Here is a 14,899-nt window from a genome sequence, read left to right on the forward strand (position 1 = left end):
CTGAACTTCGGCGCCAATCCGGCCGCAGGGCAGGACTTGCTCAATATCACGGCGCTGGGGATCAACAGCGCGACGTTCGCTGCCAACGTGACCATCACGGCTGACGGGGCAAACACGGTGGTAGGGATCGGGGCGGACAGCATTCAGCTTATCGGTGTCAACAGCGCGGCCGTTGATCAGACGGACTTCATTCTGGCCACTTGAGGTCCTGGCCAGTACTGTCGCAGGGAGCGTGGACCACGGAGGGGAGGGCAATGGATGCCCTCCCTTTTTCCTTCCACTCGATGACCCATCGTGAATCGGGGTGCCAGCAGCGTACTGGAGCTCAACAAAGCAGGCTGAAAACGAGCTGCGAAATCAGAAAAATGGAAAAGGGGAAACCTGGCCGTGAACATTTCAGCCACCTGCATCTTGAGCAGCCTACTGGTTTCGGTCGCGGCTTCTGCTACCGGGGCCGCTTCGGTCTTCGACCTGGACTTCACCAGGTCAGCCATGGAAACGCTGGAAAAACTGGATATCAACGACGCTTGCATTATCTCCGTCTCAAGTCCTGCTGCGTTTACCTTCTGCCGAAAAGGATCGTCAACACTCTGGAAGTATCAGGTGCTGGATCTGGAGCAACAGGCGGCGATCCAGATGGGGCAAAAGCGCTCTTCGACGGACTATCAACGAATTACCGTTGTGCAGCTCAATAGCGTTGCCTGCGAGCAGGATCACCTTGCAGCCTTGGCGAAACCGGCTTTCAGGCGAGGACTTGCCCTTGGCCTGATCACCCTGTTTCTGTTGGTCGGCCTGCGGTATACCTACCGGGCAATCAGGCAGGGTTATTACGTACAGGCCGGTGTTGCGAAGCCCGGTTTGCAGCGATTGAGCGAATCCGGGGTCCCGCAAAATTCAACGGTCATGGCGTTGTTCGCGTGGGGTATGGCGGCAGTTACGGCATTTGTGTACTTCGGCTTTTGAGTCCGGGGCGAACAGTATTCATCCATCAGACGGTGTGAGTTCGCTGGCTCACACGCTTGAGCACCTGCCAGTAAGTGGGCGGTGGCGGCACGAGGCCGCGCTGCCGCAAAAGAGCATGCAACTTCGGCAGGCGAAAATACGGCACCGATGCCATCAGATGGTGCTCGATGTGAAAATTGACCCGGATAGGCGCCACGCAAGCGCGGGCGATCAACCCGGCCTGTGTGGTTCGCGTATTGCGAAGGACGTCCGTGCCTGATTCCAGGCAGGCATGTTCCGCCATGGAACGAATGCGGATGAACAACGGGAACGGCGTGACATAGGCCAGCACCCACACGCTGTACAACCACGCCTGTCCACTGATCCAGAATGCGGCAAGAAGCAGGCCGTTGGTGAGCAGCATGCCGCTGGCGTTTCTGAAAAAGGTCCGTGGGTAGTCCCACCAGCGGCGACCTGCCTGCGGCAGGCGGCGGATATCGCTGGTGAGCGACCACTGCAGCACGCCGGCATCCATCAGCACGCGTCCCGCCAGGAACTTGAGGCCGGTAATGCCTGAAAGATCACGCAGGCACTTGCGCATCAAGGAGCGTCGCGTCGTAGGCAATCCGGCAACCAGGCAGAGATCGGGATCGTCGACGCAAGAGGTCTTGGCGTGATGAGTCAGGTGATAGGGACGATATTTGCGCAGCTCGTTCCAGATCGGCCGGGCGCACAACCAATCGACCAGCACGTCATTGCACCATTTGCTCTTGAACAACGTCCCGTGCGCGGCGTCGTGCTGCAAAATGCCAAGGCACAACTGGCGTCCGGCAATAATCACGACACTCACGATCAGGGCGAGACTGAATCCCCACCAGGGCAAGAGTTCGCGGGCCCAGGCCAGGCTTGTAAAGGTCAAGGCCAACACGCCCCAGGTAGACACCACCGCCCAGGCACCCCAGAGGTCTGAGCGTTCGCTGAAGGATTTGATTTCGTCGCGGCTGAGAATATCGCTGATTTTGGTTTTGTTATGCATGTCTATCCTCGACATCAAGGGCCAGGTACCGGCCCGGGTGATGAGTCAGTTGAGTCTTCAGGGCTGTTGCAGAAAGGTGCGCCAGATCTGGTGGCCGCGATCCACGAAACGCTGGGTGCAGGCAAAGAACTCCGTGCGCAGCGCCACATCGACCATAGGTTCCGGTAGCAGGGGATCGAAGACAATCTGGCGGATGCCTTCGCGGCCGAGGATGAAAGATTCGCGTGCGGCCATGTCCGGCTTCAGTTGCCCGGCGCGCTGCGTCCAGCTTTCCAATTGCTCGCAATAGCGGCGGTAGCTGTCGTCGAGCAACTCACCCTTCCACAGGTTTTGTATTCGCTGCGTCTGCGCCTCTTCAAAGCCCTGGGCCTGGAAAACCAGTGCGGCCGGTTCCAGGCCGAGTTCGATCAAACGTCGACGCAAAGACTCGATATCAGGCGAGATATTGTTCGGGCGCACGTACAGGTCTTTGTCCAGCTCCGCGAAACCCAGCATGTGCAGGGCCCGTTCACGCTGGCGCAAGATGTTGCGATCGCTGCGCCCCAGGGCGTTGCACGCCACCATCAGATAACTGCCGTCCCACGGCCGCAGATGCTGTTCCACGTTGCGCCACTCGAACAGCTGCGCCGAGATGTCCCTGGCCTGCGGCCCCAGCTGATAACTTCCTCGGCCCGCACCTTCCAGCAATGCTTCGATAGTGAGGCGCGCCAAGGTGACCCGGACGTTGTTTTCACTGATGCCGAATAGCTCGCAGGCGACGATGGCTTCCCTGACCTGCAAGGGAATGCCGTTTTTAGCGACCAGCAGTTCGAGCACCAGGCTTTTTACGCAAGGTTTCATTGTCTTTCCAGGTCATTACAGGTTATGAATAAATCTATCGCGATGTGTAATATTACACAATAGTAAGTTAATTCATTTTTGTTGTAATGATTAGGGTGGCGGCCTTATGTCATGCACCGGCCTGGAAAACGCCTTCGCCGGCAAGCCGGCTCCCACAGGGTTTTGCGTCGCTCACAAAACGAGGGTGAATCCGCGTTCTCTGTGGGAGCTGGCTTGCCAGCGAAGACGGCCTCGCGTCATGCACCGGCCTGGAAAACGCCTTCGCCGGCGAGCCGGCTCCCACCGGGTTTTGCGTCGCTCACAAAACGAGGGTGAATACGCGTTCTCTGTAGGAGCTGGCTTGCCAGCGAAGATACCTTGGGCTGCCTGATCAACGGCGGTTTACCGCTCCAGGCGTGGACACTACCCGCCCTGTGGCAGTACCCGGGCATTATTCCCCGAGCCTTCGATGTAAACGTTCATGCCTTTGCTCAGGGCCGGATTGATCGGCTGGGTGACCGATACCAGCACGCCACTTTTCACCCGCACGATGACCTGCTGCGCCGCTACCGGCTGGTCATACTTTTTCTTCTCTGCGTAATTGCCGCCCACCGCCCCGGCGAGTGCGCCGGCGACCATGGCGACGTCGCGCCCGGTGCCACTGCCGATCAGGCTGCCGATACCGAGGCCGCCAAGGCCTCCGAGGACGGCGCCGACGCCACTGTCGTGATTGGTCTGCATCTGCGTCAGCGATATCTGCTCGATCTTGCCCGAGCGAATCTCCATTTCACCGGCACCGCCATCGTTCGACCCCACGGCGGAACAGGCACTGATCAAGACAGTCGCCAACGTGACCGTCAGCCAGGACAGGATTGCTTTCATTGCTGTACACCTCGTCATTGGTACTTGATGGCAATGCCTTTGAGCTTGCGGCCCTGGATCGTATCGATGTCGCGGTTCCACAGAGGCCCCGTCACGTAAGCTGCGACGGGTTGTATCCGGTCGTAAACCACCACCACCGCGTCGGCACCCAGTTTGGCGCCTTCTTCACGCAGCTTCTGTTCGACCTGGGTAATGGGGGGCGCCGGGTCGACACTGGCATCGATCAGGATTTCACCCAAACGCACACTGGGTCGCGTCGGTTCCGTGCGTAGTATCTGGACTTCGCTGGGCAGGGTCGGGGCAGGGTGCTCGACCCCGACATAGGCGGTCGTCTGGGCATCCACCGTTGCGCAAGCGCTTAACGCAAGCGCGCTGGCGATGAGCGCCGCGACAATTAAAGGTCTGTGCAGATTTGTGAGTCGAAGCAATGCATGGGAAGCCATGTCAGCTATTCCTCTACCGGGAAGCGATTCAACCGCCCACATCGGTTGGCGGTTGAATCAGGGGTTCAACTGCGGATGAATGCCCAGAGATCGACGTTCAACTTGTCGATCGCCGCCTTGAAGTCCTGGGCGGTGATTTTCTGGGTTTCGTTGGACAGCTGCTTGCCGAACACCTTGCGCACGACCCTGGCCACGGTCTGGTTGTCTCTCGCGTCGACGAGCTCGGCCTCGATATACAGCTCGGTGTCCTGGTCGCGGTGACCGGTGGCCGCCTGTGTCGCCCCGACGACAGCGGCGACGGGCACCACTTCATACCATTTCATGCCTTCGTTGGAGGCGCTCACGCCGGTAATTGCGGCGCGCAGGATCAAGGTTTTCGAACCTTTTGGCGCGGCACTCGTGTGGTGGACCATTCGGTATTTCTGCCCCAGCGTCGCCTTGATCCTGCTGGACATGTAGTCCCGGATGTCATCGAGTGTCTGCTGGTTCACCCGCTCATTGGGCTTGGGCGCCGGATACAGTTCCAGTCGCTCGAACGCTACCGTGTCATAGGCATTGGGGTTCCACGACGGGCTCACCCAGCGCATCGCCGTGCCGCCGCTGGGCGTGGTGACCTCCTGCAGATTGTCGTAGCTGGATAGGTAGCCGGAGTACTGCGCCTGTTCAGTGACTTTGGAGGTGCAACCGCCGAGCAGAAGCCCGGCCACGGCGGCACCGACAAGCAGGTTTCGGGACAGATTCATGATGCTGTGTGCTCCTCGGATGAAGTCGCTTTTGTGTAGCAAGACACTCAAAAGCGCCAGGTCATGTTTCCGGTCACGGCTTGAATCCAGGCGCTGTCGAATTGACCGGAAATTCGATTGCCCGAAACGTTTCTGGTCTGGTCCACCGGCATGTCGCCAATCCAGATCATGGCCCAGCTGACGTTGACGTCGGTGTCCTTGTCCAGCGCATAGGTGGCTCCTGTGGCAAGGCGCCAGGATTCGGCCATCGGTACGGTGACGGTGCGGTTGCTGTCCGACACGGCGCTGCTGTCGTAAGCCACGCCGACGTTCCACAACCATTGCGGGGCAGCCTGGTATTGCGCACCGAGCGACAGGTGCCAGGTGTCCTTGAAATGTGCGTCGACAGTGGTTGATTGGGCACCGAGCGCCGTGGTGTCGACCTGCACTGCGATGTCGCCGAACTCTGACCAGTCCTGCCAGTTGACCGAGGCGAGCAAGGCCCATTGCCGGTCCAGTTGCTGGAACAGACTCAGGGTGACGGTTTGCGGCACCTTCATGTCGAGTTCGGTCTTGGTGTTGTTGACGCGCTCGAGCAGCCGGCCATCGCCATTCACGTCCAGCCGGTCCTCGAAGTCCAGATCGACCTGGCTGGTGTAGGTCAGGCCAATCCGTGTGCCGGGTTGCGGAGCGTAGATGACGCCGACATTCGCACCGAAGCCCCAATCCTGGTCCTTGTACTTGAATTGGCCGTCCGTGCGGTCGGTAAAGCCGAACGGCGAGCGGTCAATCGCGGTCTGGGCCTGCAGCATGCCGTACATGGCCTTGACGCCGAGGCCCACCGACCATTGCTCGTTGAAGCGGTAAGCCACACTGGGCACCAACGACAAACCACCAAGGCTGGCGTTTTGGGCGAAGTAACGACCGGACCAGTCGTTGTCGTAATTGACCGCCAGGCCGAAGTCGGCGTATTGGCCGAAGCCGACGCTCCAGTGCTCGTCCAGTTCATGACTGATGAAGAAGCTGCCGCCGGGGATCGGTTCGAGGGCATTGCCGCTGCCGCTGCCCGGTACGTTGGTGTCTTCGTCGCGATCGAACTCGAGGTTGCCGTACAGCACCTGCAAACCCGCGGTGATTTGCGTGCCGGGCAAGTAACTCAGGCCCGCCGGATTGCTGGCAATGGTGGAAGGGCCCTGGGCCCGGGCGGCGGCGCCGGCGTTGGCCAGGCCGGCGTTATCGGTGCCGATTTCGTAGAGCATGAGGCCGCCGGCGTGTGCTTGCTGGCTGCACAAGGCAAGTAGCGTAAAGGCAGGCAGTGCACCTGTTCTGGTTTGCATGGATCAGATCCCGGCAAATGTGCATTTTCGAATAAGGGTGAATTAACGAACGTCGAAAACCTGAATTACGATCAAACGGCCTGGTGGGGTCACACATAAGTGGTAGTTCATATTCTCGATATTGGAAGGAACAACTTATGAATAGCGCCATCCACGCTCGTTATTGTTTATTCAGGATCGCGAAGTAGAACGCCAAAGCGCTTCACCCCGAGGCAGGATGAAGCGCGCGCCGTTGTTGATTACTGCTGGGTGCCTGGCAGTAGTTCAAAGCTCGGGGTAAACGGGGTGATCGCCGCCATCAACACTTCGAATGGTTTGCGGTTGCCTTCGAAGGTGGCCTTGCCGGTTGCGACGAGTTGCTCGAATCCGGTCTTGCGGGCCATCACGCCTTCCAGATCAGCACGGTCAAGGGTGATGGTGAGGTCGGCGTTGCTGGCTTGCTGTCCCTTGATGCTGGTCAACGTCGAGTTGCTCAACTCCACCACGAACTGCTCGCCGTTATCGGGCGTCTTCAGATTGAAGATGAAGTGTTGATCGGCGACTTTGCTGCCATCGAGGGCGATGCCCAGGTATTCGAGCCATAACTCTGTGCTCATACCGCGGATCATGTCGGGGCCGCCGGTTTTTGGCGGCAGGCCCTTGGGCATGCCATGGCGCAGTTCATACGCGGCCGAGAGGAAACTGTTGCGCACGCCGGCACTTTCCTTCTGATAACCGACTTGCTCATAGACATCCGCGAGCAAGTCCTTGGCCTTGCTGTTCTGCGGTTCGGCATACACCAGCTTGTTGAGGATTTCATAGGCTTCGCGGTACTTGCCCTGATCGAACAAGGATTGACCCTTGGCCATGATCTTGTCGGCGCCGCCCATCATTTCCACATACAAGGGTGCCGAATCCTTCGGCGACAACGGCATCAGCGTCGCCGGATTGGCATCCCAGTAGCCCAGGTAACGGTTGATCACGGCGCGACTGTTGTGCTCTTCCGAGCCGTGGTAGCTATGGGTCGCCCATTTGTTTTTCAGGCTTTCGGGCAATTTGTAGACGTTTTGAATCTCGTTGATGGTGACGCCCTGGTTGGCGGCATGCAGCACGGCGTTGTTCAGGTTGGCATAGGCATCGCGTTGCGCGCGCATCACATCCTGAATCCGCTCATTGCCCCAGCGTGGCCAACTGTGGGAGGCGAACATGACGTCTGCCGTTTGACCGTAGCGATACAGGGCATTGTTGATGTTCTTCGACCAGACCAGCGGGTCGCGGACAAGGGCGCCGCGCAGGGTATAGATGTTATGGATGGTGCCAGTGATGTTTTCGGCGGCCCAGAACGCCTTGAACTGTGGGAACCAGGTATTCATCTCCGCCGGCGCTTCAGTGCCGGGCGTGCTCTGGAACTCCATTTCGATACCGTCGATGGTCAGGGTTTCGAAATCCTTGGCAATGTAACGGTTGGGCTCGATCAGCCCCATGTTGCCACTGGAAGCGTTTTTACCAATGGCCATGTCGACATGACCATAGGGGCTGTGCGGCAACAGCAAACCATATTGAAAGAACGCCCGCCGGTTCATGGCGTTGCCGGCGTAGACGTTTTCAGCCACGGCATGCTCCATGAAGCCTTGCGGCGCAATCAGCGGGATCTTGCCGCTGCGCACATCGGCCTCGTCGACCACGCCGCGGATTCCGCCAAAGTGATCGGCATGGGAGTGGGAGATCACCACCGCCACGACCGGGCGCTTGCCCAGTTTTTCGTTGATGAAGTCCAGGGCGGCCCTGGCGGTCTCCTTCGACAGCAGCGTGTCGAAGACAATCCAGCCGGTGTCGCCCTTGATGAAGGTGATATTGGCCAGGTCAAACCCGCGCACCTGGTAAATCTTGTCCGGAACGACTTCATAGAGGCCATAGGCCGTGTTGAGCACCGCCTGACGCTGCAGCGACGGATTGATGCTGTCGTAATCCTTGCCTTCATTCAGGAAGTTGTAGCTCCCCATGTTCCACGCGACGTTCCCGGCGTCGGCCATGATCTTCTTGTAGGGCGGTGCGGCGATGAAGCCTTTTTTCGCTTCTTCAAGGTCGCGCTTGTCTGCAAAGGGGAGTGTCTTGCGCACAGTGTTCTGCATGTCGACCGTGTAGGACGAAGGCGCCTTGCCCTTGCTGTCGAAGTGCACGTTTTGCGATGGAGCCGGATCGGAAGCTGCGCCGTTTGCATCGGCAGCGAAAACGCAAGGGCTGATGCCACCGCCAAGTGTGATCGCCAGTGCCAGATGGAGGGTCTTGTTGTACATGAAAAGGTTCCTGCGCCAGATGGATGTCCAAGGGCGTCAAGTCAACGCAAGTGTTCTGCGTTCTCGACTTGACCCGTCGGACCATGAATAGCATATTGAATTAATTCCGAAAAATTCCGTTTCAAAGGCTTTCGATAACATAAAGGTTATGAGATGACGCCGAACCGTCTACGTCAGTTTTTGGCATTGATCGAGCACGCACACTTTGGCCGCGCCGCGAAGGCACTGGGTGTTTCCCAGCCGGCGCTGAGTAAAAGCATCCAGTTGCTGGAGCGCGAACTCGGGGTCACGCTGTTCGATCGACGCACCGACGGCGTTGTACTGACTGCATTTGGTCATTTGCTCAGGGAGAAAAGTCAGCGCCTGCTGGTGGCAGAACAGGATCTGCGGCGTGACATTGCCTTGCTCGCGGGCGGGGATATCGGTGCACTGAAAGTCGCTCTAGGCCCTTACCCCAGCATCATCAGCGGCTATGCCAGCATCGCGCGGATGCATGCCCGGCATCCGCAGATCAAGGTGACGGCCCATGTGGCCGGGTGGCGGGAGGTGGCTCATCAGGTCACAACCGGCGTGGTGGATCTGGGCATCGCTGAAATCAGCACCTTGCAAGGCCGGGAAGAACTCACCTGCGAGCTGTTGGGGGAGCATGAAGGCCGCCTGTTCTGCCGCCCGGACCATCCGCTGCTTGCGCAAGACCGTTCCCTGACGCTGGCACAAACACTCGATTACCCCTGGGTGGCTTCGCGCATCCCCTTGCGGTTGGCGACCCACTTGCTTCCGGCAACGCTGGGCTGCGCCGGTGCCTATGATGCGCTGACCGGAGACTTCGTACCGGCCATCGAAATTGATGTGCCCATGCAAATCGTGAAGTTCGTCGAGAACAGCAACGCCCTGGCGCTGGGGAATCTGTCGACGTTCGAGCGCGAATTGTCGGCGGGAGAAATCGCGCCGTTACCCGTTCAGGACCTCGCCCTGCGTACCCGGTACGGTTTCATTTATCTCAAGGAACGTTCGCTACCACCTGCGGTAGAGGTGTTCATGAAAGAAGTGAGGGCAGTGGAGGCCGACGTTTGCCAGCGCGAAAGTCTGTTGGTCAAGATCATGGAGGCGTGAAAGCAAGGACAGATGACACTGTCAGCGTTTCTTCTATTTTTTTGCCTGATCGCCGGGTGACAGGTGCGAAGTTTTCCAATGCGGATTTATTGAGGTACAGCCCATTTATTAATGAGCTATACCCAATGTTCCCCCATGCACTTCTTCCACTTTTGGAGGTTGTTATGAATACCCGCATCGTTCCACTCGCGCTACTCATTGCAGGTCTCTTCGGTTGCAGCACGGCTTCAAACCACTCAATGAATCTGCCTCTGGCGGCCACCCACCGCAATGCGGGCCAGACGGGCAATGCCACACTGACAGCCGAAGGCAACCAGACCAATTTTGATTTCTATATCACTGGCGTTCCGACCGGAACCCTCCTGCCGCCGCGCATTTACACCTTCATCAACAAAGGCAGCTGTCAGCAACCCGGACCTGTCGCGTATGCAATGAACGATAAGGTCAATACAAAAAATGAAGCCGGGTCCAACGGTTGGAGCTTTTACCGTAATGCGCCTATCGCAACGTCAGAGTTGCTTTCCGGACAATATTCCATCGTCGTGCGTACATCACCCGAAGATGGCAGCGCCGATATTTTCTGCGGCGATGTCGCGCAGGCAAAGCGATGAAATGATGTGATCCTTTGAGGGGCGGCTTTGCGGCCGGCTCCTTGTAAATGCGCGTCTATACTCACCATCCGGTTAGTGGTAGGGCTGAATACTGGGTATGCATAGGACTGGAGCCAAATGCCATTGCGGTCAAAGCTCAACATAATTAAGGAAGCCGCACCCGTGACGGATGACCGTCAGCATTAAGGATGGGGCAGTTGCAGTTTTTGAGCCTTGAGAGATGAGAGCACGACGTATCCGAGATGGGTAGTTATGTGAATCAACTGGAAGAGGATCAAGTTCATGAAACTGAGAAAACTTGTACTGACGGGACTGGCGTTAAGCAGTCTTGCCGGTACCGCCAGCCTGTCGACAGTGACTCAAGCGGCCGACAAGAAACCCAACATCATGTTCATCATGGCCGATGACATCGGCTGGATGCAGCCGAGCATCTATCACCAGGGCCTGGCGGTGGGTGAAACGCCGAATATCGATCGCATCGCCCAGGAAGGCGCGAAATTCATGACCTACTACGCCGAGCAGAGTTGTACGGCGGGGCGCAATGCTTTTTTTACCGGGATGCACCCGCTGCGAACCGGCATGATCCCACCGCAATTGCCCGGCAGCCCGTCATGGCTGCGTCCTGGCACACCTGCGCTGTCCAAGTTCCTGCTGGATCTGGGCTATAACACAGGCGAATTTGGCAAGAACCACCTCGGTGACAATTTTGAGGCACTGCCGACTTCCCACGGCTTCCAGGAGTTCTGGGGTTACCTCTATCACCTCGATGCGATGCAGGGCGTGAGCTTTGTCGATATCAACAAGACGCCGCAGGTGCAGGGCATCGCCCCACCCTGCAAGACCACACCGATCAACGGGCTGCCGGATGTACCTGGCGCCATCGATCCGCGGGAAGGTACCTGCCTGACGCCACCCCGTCCGGTCATGTCCTGCGTCTCCAGCGACGGTACGCAGAAGAACACCACGTGCAAGGACGAAGGGCCGCTGACGCTGGAACGCTCGAAGTCCGTGGATGAAGAAATCTCTGCCAAGGTCATCGACTTCCTCGACCGCAACGATCCGAAGAAGACCAGCAAGCCCTTCTTCGTCTGGTACAACCCGGCACGCATGCACATCACCACGGTGCTGCCACCCAAGTATGACGCCATGGTCGGTGAGCCCGGCGGAAAAGACTGGGGCACCAACGAAGCAGGCATGAAGCAACTGGACGACAATATTGGTTATGTCCTGAAGAAACTCGAGGACATGGGCCAACTGGACAACACCATAGTCGTCTTCACCACCGACAACGGTGCGGAAACCATTACCTTCCCCGACGGCGGCACGACCCCGTTCAAGGGCGGCAAGCTGACCACCTGGGAAGGTGGCATGCGTGCGCCGCTGGTCATCCGCTGGCCTGGGGTGATCAAGCCTGGCACGGTCCTGACCGACATCTTCGCCTCCCTCGACTGGGTGCCGACACTGGTCAGTATCGCTGGCGGCAAGAAGGGCAATGAGCTGAACGAGCAGATCATGGCGGGCAATTACCCCGGCATCGTCAAGACCAAGCTCGATGGCGTGGATCAGACGGACTACCTGACCGGCAAGTCCGACAAGTCGGCGCGCGACACCTTCTTCTATTACACCGGGTCACAACCTTCGGCGGTGCGCTACAAGAACTGGAAGATGTACTACACCATAGTGCCGGATACCGCGACGGGCGGGTTGTATGGCGCGACCACTTTCCACTGGACCCAACTGCTGAACCTCAAGCGCGACCCCTTTGAAACAACCGTTGGTGCCGACGCCAAGTCCATCTCGGGCTATGCCGGTGCCTTGGGCTCAGCGGGTAACGCCTATATCTACAACTGGAACATGCTGCCGATCGGACAGTTGCTCTGGGAGAAGGAGCTGATGTCGTACAAGGACTTCCCGCCCATGCAGGCGCCGGAAACCTACAACCTGGACGGCATCCTCAAAGCCATGCGGCAGAGTGGTCATAACGGACACGATTAACCTCGTGGCTGGTGAGCTGCCATAAAAAAAGGGCGCCCAAACAGGCTAATACCGATCAGTTAAGCCGAGACCCTCAACCTGTGGCGAGGGAGCTTGCTCCCGCTGGACTGCGCAGCAGGCCCAATTGTTAGGGCTGCTTCGCTGCCCAGCGGGAGCAAGCTCCCTCGCCACAGGTCAATCAGTGCTGGTTAATCCCTTAACTGATCGGCATTACCCAAACAGGCGCCCGTTTTTTTTGCATGAGCGCTTTGCAGTTCTACTTTGCTACACCGTTGAGTAGCACCCCATAGGACTGCAGAAACTCCACCGTCCCGTGAAAGATCAGCCCCACGCCCATCGCCGAAACGAAGAAACCGACGATGCGGGTCGCGGCATCGATGCCTTGCGGGCCAATCTTCTTGAGGATGGTGTTGGCGTAGGCCAAAGAGAGGTAAGTGACCAGCATGGTGGCGCAGATCGCCAGCGCCACGACGGCGAAGGACAGCACGGCGCGGTCGGAGTCCTTGATAGTGCTGGTCAGGCCAATCACCGTGGCAATGGCGCCGGGGCCGAACATGATCGGCATGGCCATGGGGATGAAAGATACGTCCTCGTCGCCTTTGCCACCGCTTGGAATCAGGCTGCTGTCGGGCGATGGCGCAAAAAGCTCGAACCCGATCCGCATCAGGATCACCCCGCCGACCACCCGAATCATACTCAGCGGAACTTCAAACAAACGCAGCAGCAGGTTGCCGAAAATCAAAAAGAAAAACATCAACAGCAATGCGTAAAGACAGGCTTTGCGTGCAACGCGGCGCTGTTCGACAGAGTCTTTGCCCTGCAGCAGACCCAGGAATACCGGAATGGCCTCCAGTGGGTTGATGATTGCCAGCAGAGTAGTGAACATACCGAAGAACAGGGTGAGGTATGAGTTCATTGCTGATCTGCCCAAACGGGTGGTTGACCCAGTTACCTTAGCTGATCAGGAACAAATCACCTCAAACCACTGCCGCACTGTTCGGAACCTGTGTAGCGAAACCGCTGACCTCCGGCAGCAACGCCGAAGGTCGATTCGACAGCACGATCACCTGCTGGCGGACACCCAGTCCGCCGCGCGTTCGGCGATCATGATTGAAGCGGCGTTGGTGTTGCCGCCCACCAGCGTCGGCATGATCGAGGCATCCACCACTCGCAGCCCCTCGATGCCATGCACGCGCAATTGGCTGTCCACCACCGCATGCTCGTCGTTGCCCATCTTGCAGGTACCGACCGGGTGATAAATGGTGTCGGTACGCTGACGCAACAGTTCGATCAGCTGTTCATCGCCATACAAGCCCTCGCTGAACATATCCTTCAAGCCATAACGCGCCATCGGCGCTTGTTGAATGATGTTCCGGGTCATGCGGTAGCCCGTGAGCAGGGTCTCGACATCGTCGTCATGCCCGAGAATGTTCGGGTCGATGCGCGGCGGGGCGCTCGGGTCGTTTGATTGCAGGCCGACGCTGCCGGTGCTCTTGGGCCGTAACACGCAGACGTGGCAACTGAAGCCGTGACCCCAGTGCAGCTTGCGGTTGTGGTCGTCGATCATCGCGATCACCGAATGCAGCTGGATATCCGGGCGTGCAAGTTTGGCATCGGTTTTCAGGAAGCCGCCACCTTCGGCGAAGTTGCTCACAAAAGGGCCGCGCCGATGACGGGCATAGTCGATCAATGCCTTGCCCATCTTCACACTGCCGCGCAGTGAGACACCCATCAATGACGTATCCTGACTCCTGTAGCTGAGCACGACATCCGGATGGTCCTGCAGGTTTTGCCCGACACCGGGCAGTTCGTGCTGCACCGCGATGCCTTGGGGCTTGAGTTCCTCTTGCGGGCCAATCCCCGAGAGCATCAGCAATTGTGGGCTGCCGAAACAACCGGCACTCAGCAGGACTTCCCGGCGCGCTTTGATGGTCTGGCGATTGCCCTTGAGGCGCAGCTCGACACCGACGGCTTTTTTGCCTTCGAGCACAATGCGTTCGGCCGCGGCCGAAGTCAGCACTGTGAGGTTCTTGCGGATGTGTCGAACCGGTTTGAGGAACGCGGTGGCCGTGCTCCAGCGCCGACCGTCGCGGATCGTCACATCGAATTGGCCAACGCCTTCCTGGTCGACGCCATTGAAATCGGGATTGTGGCGGTGTCCGGCCATCTGCCCCGCCTCGATGAAAGCTTGCGTGACGGGATGCATCGGGTTCCTGCCGACATAGAGTTCGCCTTGCGCCCCGTGGTAGTCGCATGCGCCGCGGTGGCTCATTTCACTCTTGCGAAAGTACGGCAGTACATCGGCGAAGGACCAGCCGGGATTGCCCAGCGCCAGCCAATCGTCGAAGTCACTGTGGTGGCCACGGATGTACACCATGCCGTTGATCGAACTGCTTCCGCCCAATACCTTGCCGCGTGGCTGGTAGCCGCGACGGCCGTTCAAGCCGGGCTGCGGTACTGTGTGAAATGCCCAATTGACGTGTCGGCTCGGCAGGATCGCCGCGACGCCCACCGGGGCATGGATCAATGGCGAGCGGTCTTCCGGACCGGCCTCCAGCAAACATACCGTGATATCGGGATTTGCACTCAAGCGGTTGGCCAGGACACAGCCGGCTGAACCGGCACCAATGATTACGTAGTCGAATTCCATCACACAATGATCCCGAGCGAGCGAACAGGGGCTGCTTCACCAGGAAGCAACAGAGTTACCTGGGACCGATTGT

General features: G+C 58.5%; 14 protein-coding genes. 5 read left to right on the forward strand and 9 right to left on the reverse strand.

Annotated features, from left to right (window positions below; all coding sequences use genetic code 11):
- Together AC3WJW_RS20050 and AC3WJW_RS20055 are read left to right on the forward strand one after the other, a co-directional pair.
- Positions 1-204: hypothetical protein (locus AC3WJW_RS20050; protein ID WP_493727100.1), on the forward strand; the 204-nt coding region annotated here is incomplete at its 5' end.
- Positions 205-387: 183 nt separating this feature from the next.
- Positions 388-963, forward strand: a complete 576-nt coding sequence (locus AC3WJW_RS20055; protein ID WP_493727101.1) for a hypothetical protein — start codon at positions 388-390, stop codon at positions 961-963.
- Between the two features lie 25 nt (positions 964-988).
- Here the strand turns inward: AC3WJW_RS20055 and AC3WJW_RS20060 are convergent, their stop codons facing one another.
- The 7 genes from AC3WJW_RS20060 to AC3WJW_RS20090 form a co-directional block, all read right to left on the reverse strand.
- Complete coding sequence (locus AC3WJW_RS20060) at positions 989-1,978, reverse strand: fatty acid desaturase family protein (RefSeq protein WP_493727102.1); 990 nt, start codon at positions 1,976-1,978, stop codon at positions 989-991.
- Between the two features lie 57 nt (positions 1,979-2,035).
- The gene (locus tag AC3WJW_RS20065) at positions 2,036-2,818 is read right to left on the reverse strand and encodes a PaaX family transcriptional regulator C-terminal domain-containing protein (protein ID WP_493727103.1); all 783 of its coding nucleotides are present in this window, start codon (positions 2,816-2,818) and stop codon (positions 2,036-2,038) included.
- A gap of 402 nt (positions 2,819-3,220) precedes the next feature.
- Positions 3,221-3,679, reverse strand: coding sequence for a glycine zipper 2TM domain-containing protein (locus AC3WJW_RS20070; protein WP_007976931.1), 459 nt, complete (start codon positions 3,677-3,679; stop codon positions 3,221-3,223).
- Positions 3,680-3,693: 14 nt separating this feature from the next.
- Positions 3,694-4,122 (reverse strand): hypothetical protein, encoded by a 429-nt coding sequence (locus AC3WJW_RS20075; protein ID WP_493727104.1) that lies wholly within the window; start codon positions 4,120-4,122, stop codon positions 3,694-3,696.
- Positions 4,123-4,187: 65 nt separating this feature from the next.
- The gene (locus tag AC3WJW_RS20080; protein ID WP_493727105.1) at positions 4,188-4,865 is read right to left on the reverse strand and encodes a DUF3313 domain-containing protein; all 678 of its coding nucleotides are present in this window, start codon (positions 4,863-4,865) and stop codon (positions 4,188-4,190) included.
- A gap of 47 nt (positions 4,866-4,912) precedes the next feature.
- Positions 4,913-6,181, reverse strand: a complete 1,269-nt coding sequence (locus AC3WJW_RS20085; RefSeq protein WP_493727106.1) for an OmpP1/FadL family transporter — start codon at positions 6,179-6,181, stop codon at positions 4,913-4,915.
- A 239-nt stretch (positions 6,182-6,420) separates the two neighbouring features.
- On the reverse strand, positions 6,421-8,457 hold the full coding sequence (locus AC3WJW_RS20090) for an alkyl/aryl-sulfatase (RefSeq protein WP_493727107.1): 2,037 nt from the start codon (positions 8,455-8,457) through the stop codon (positions 6,421-6,423).
- A gap of 153 nt (positions 8,458-8,610) precedes the next feature.
- Here AC3WJW_RS20090 and AC3WJW_RS20095 point away from each other — a divergent pair, with 153 nt between their 5' ends.
- The 3 genes from AC3WJW_RS20095 to AC3WJW_RS20105 all read left to right on the forward strand — a co-directional run bounded on the left by AC3WJW_RS20095 (position 8,611) and on the right by AC3WJW_RS20105 (position 12,176).
- Complete coding sequence (locus AC3WJW_RS20095; RefSeq protein ID WP_493727108.1) at positions 8,611-9,570, forward strand: LysR family transcriptional regulator; 960 nt, start codon at positions 8,611-8,613, stop codon at positions 9,568-9,570.
- Positions 9,571-9,734: 164 nt separating this feature from the next.
- The gene (locus tag AC3WJW_RS20100; protein ID WP_493727109.1) at positions 9,735-10,181 is read left to right on the forward strand and encodes a hypothetical protein; all 447 of its coding nucleotides are present in this window, start codon (positions 9,735-9,737) and stop codon (positions 10,179-10,181) included.
- A 282-nt stretch (positions 10,182-10,463) separates the two neighbouring features.
- A complete protein-coding gene (locus AC3WJW_RS20105) occupies positions 10,464-12,176 on the forward strand; it encodes an arylsulfatase (RefSeq protein WP_493727110.1) in 1,713 nt (570 codons plus the stop codon).
- Positions 12,177-12,432: 256 nt separating this feature from the next.
- Here the strand turns inward: AC3WJW_RS20105 and AC3WJW_RS20110 are convergent, their stop codons facing one another.
- Positions 12,433-13,092 carry a MarC family protein gene (locus AC3WJW_RS20110; RefSeq protein ID WP_493727111.1) on the reverse strand — a complete coding sequence of 220 codons (660 nt, stop codon included), beginning with the start codon at positions 13,090-13,092 and terminating at the stop codon, positions 12,433-12,435.
- A gap of 147 nt (positions 13,093-13,239) precedes the next feature.
- Positions 13,240-14,826 (reverse strand): GMC family oxidoreductase, encoded by a 1,587-nt coding sequence (locus AC3WJW_RS20115; protein ID WP_493727112.1) that lies wholly within the window; start codon positions 14,824-14,826, stop codon positions 13,240-13,242.
- Positions 14,827-14,899 lie beyond the last annotated feature (73 nt).

Source organism: Pseudomonas sp. GW821-FHT07G06 (assembly GCF_058986625.1).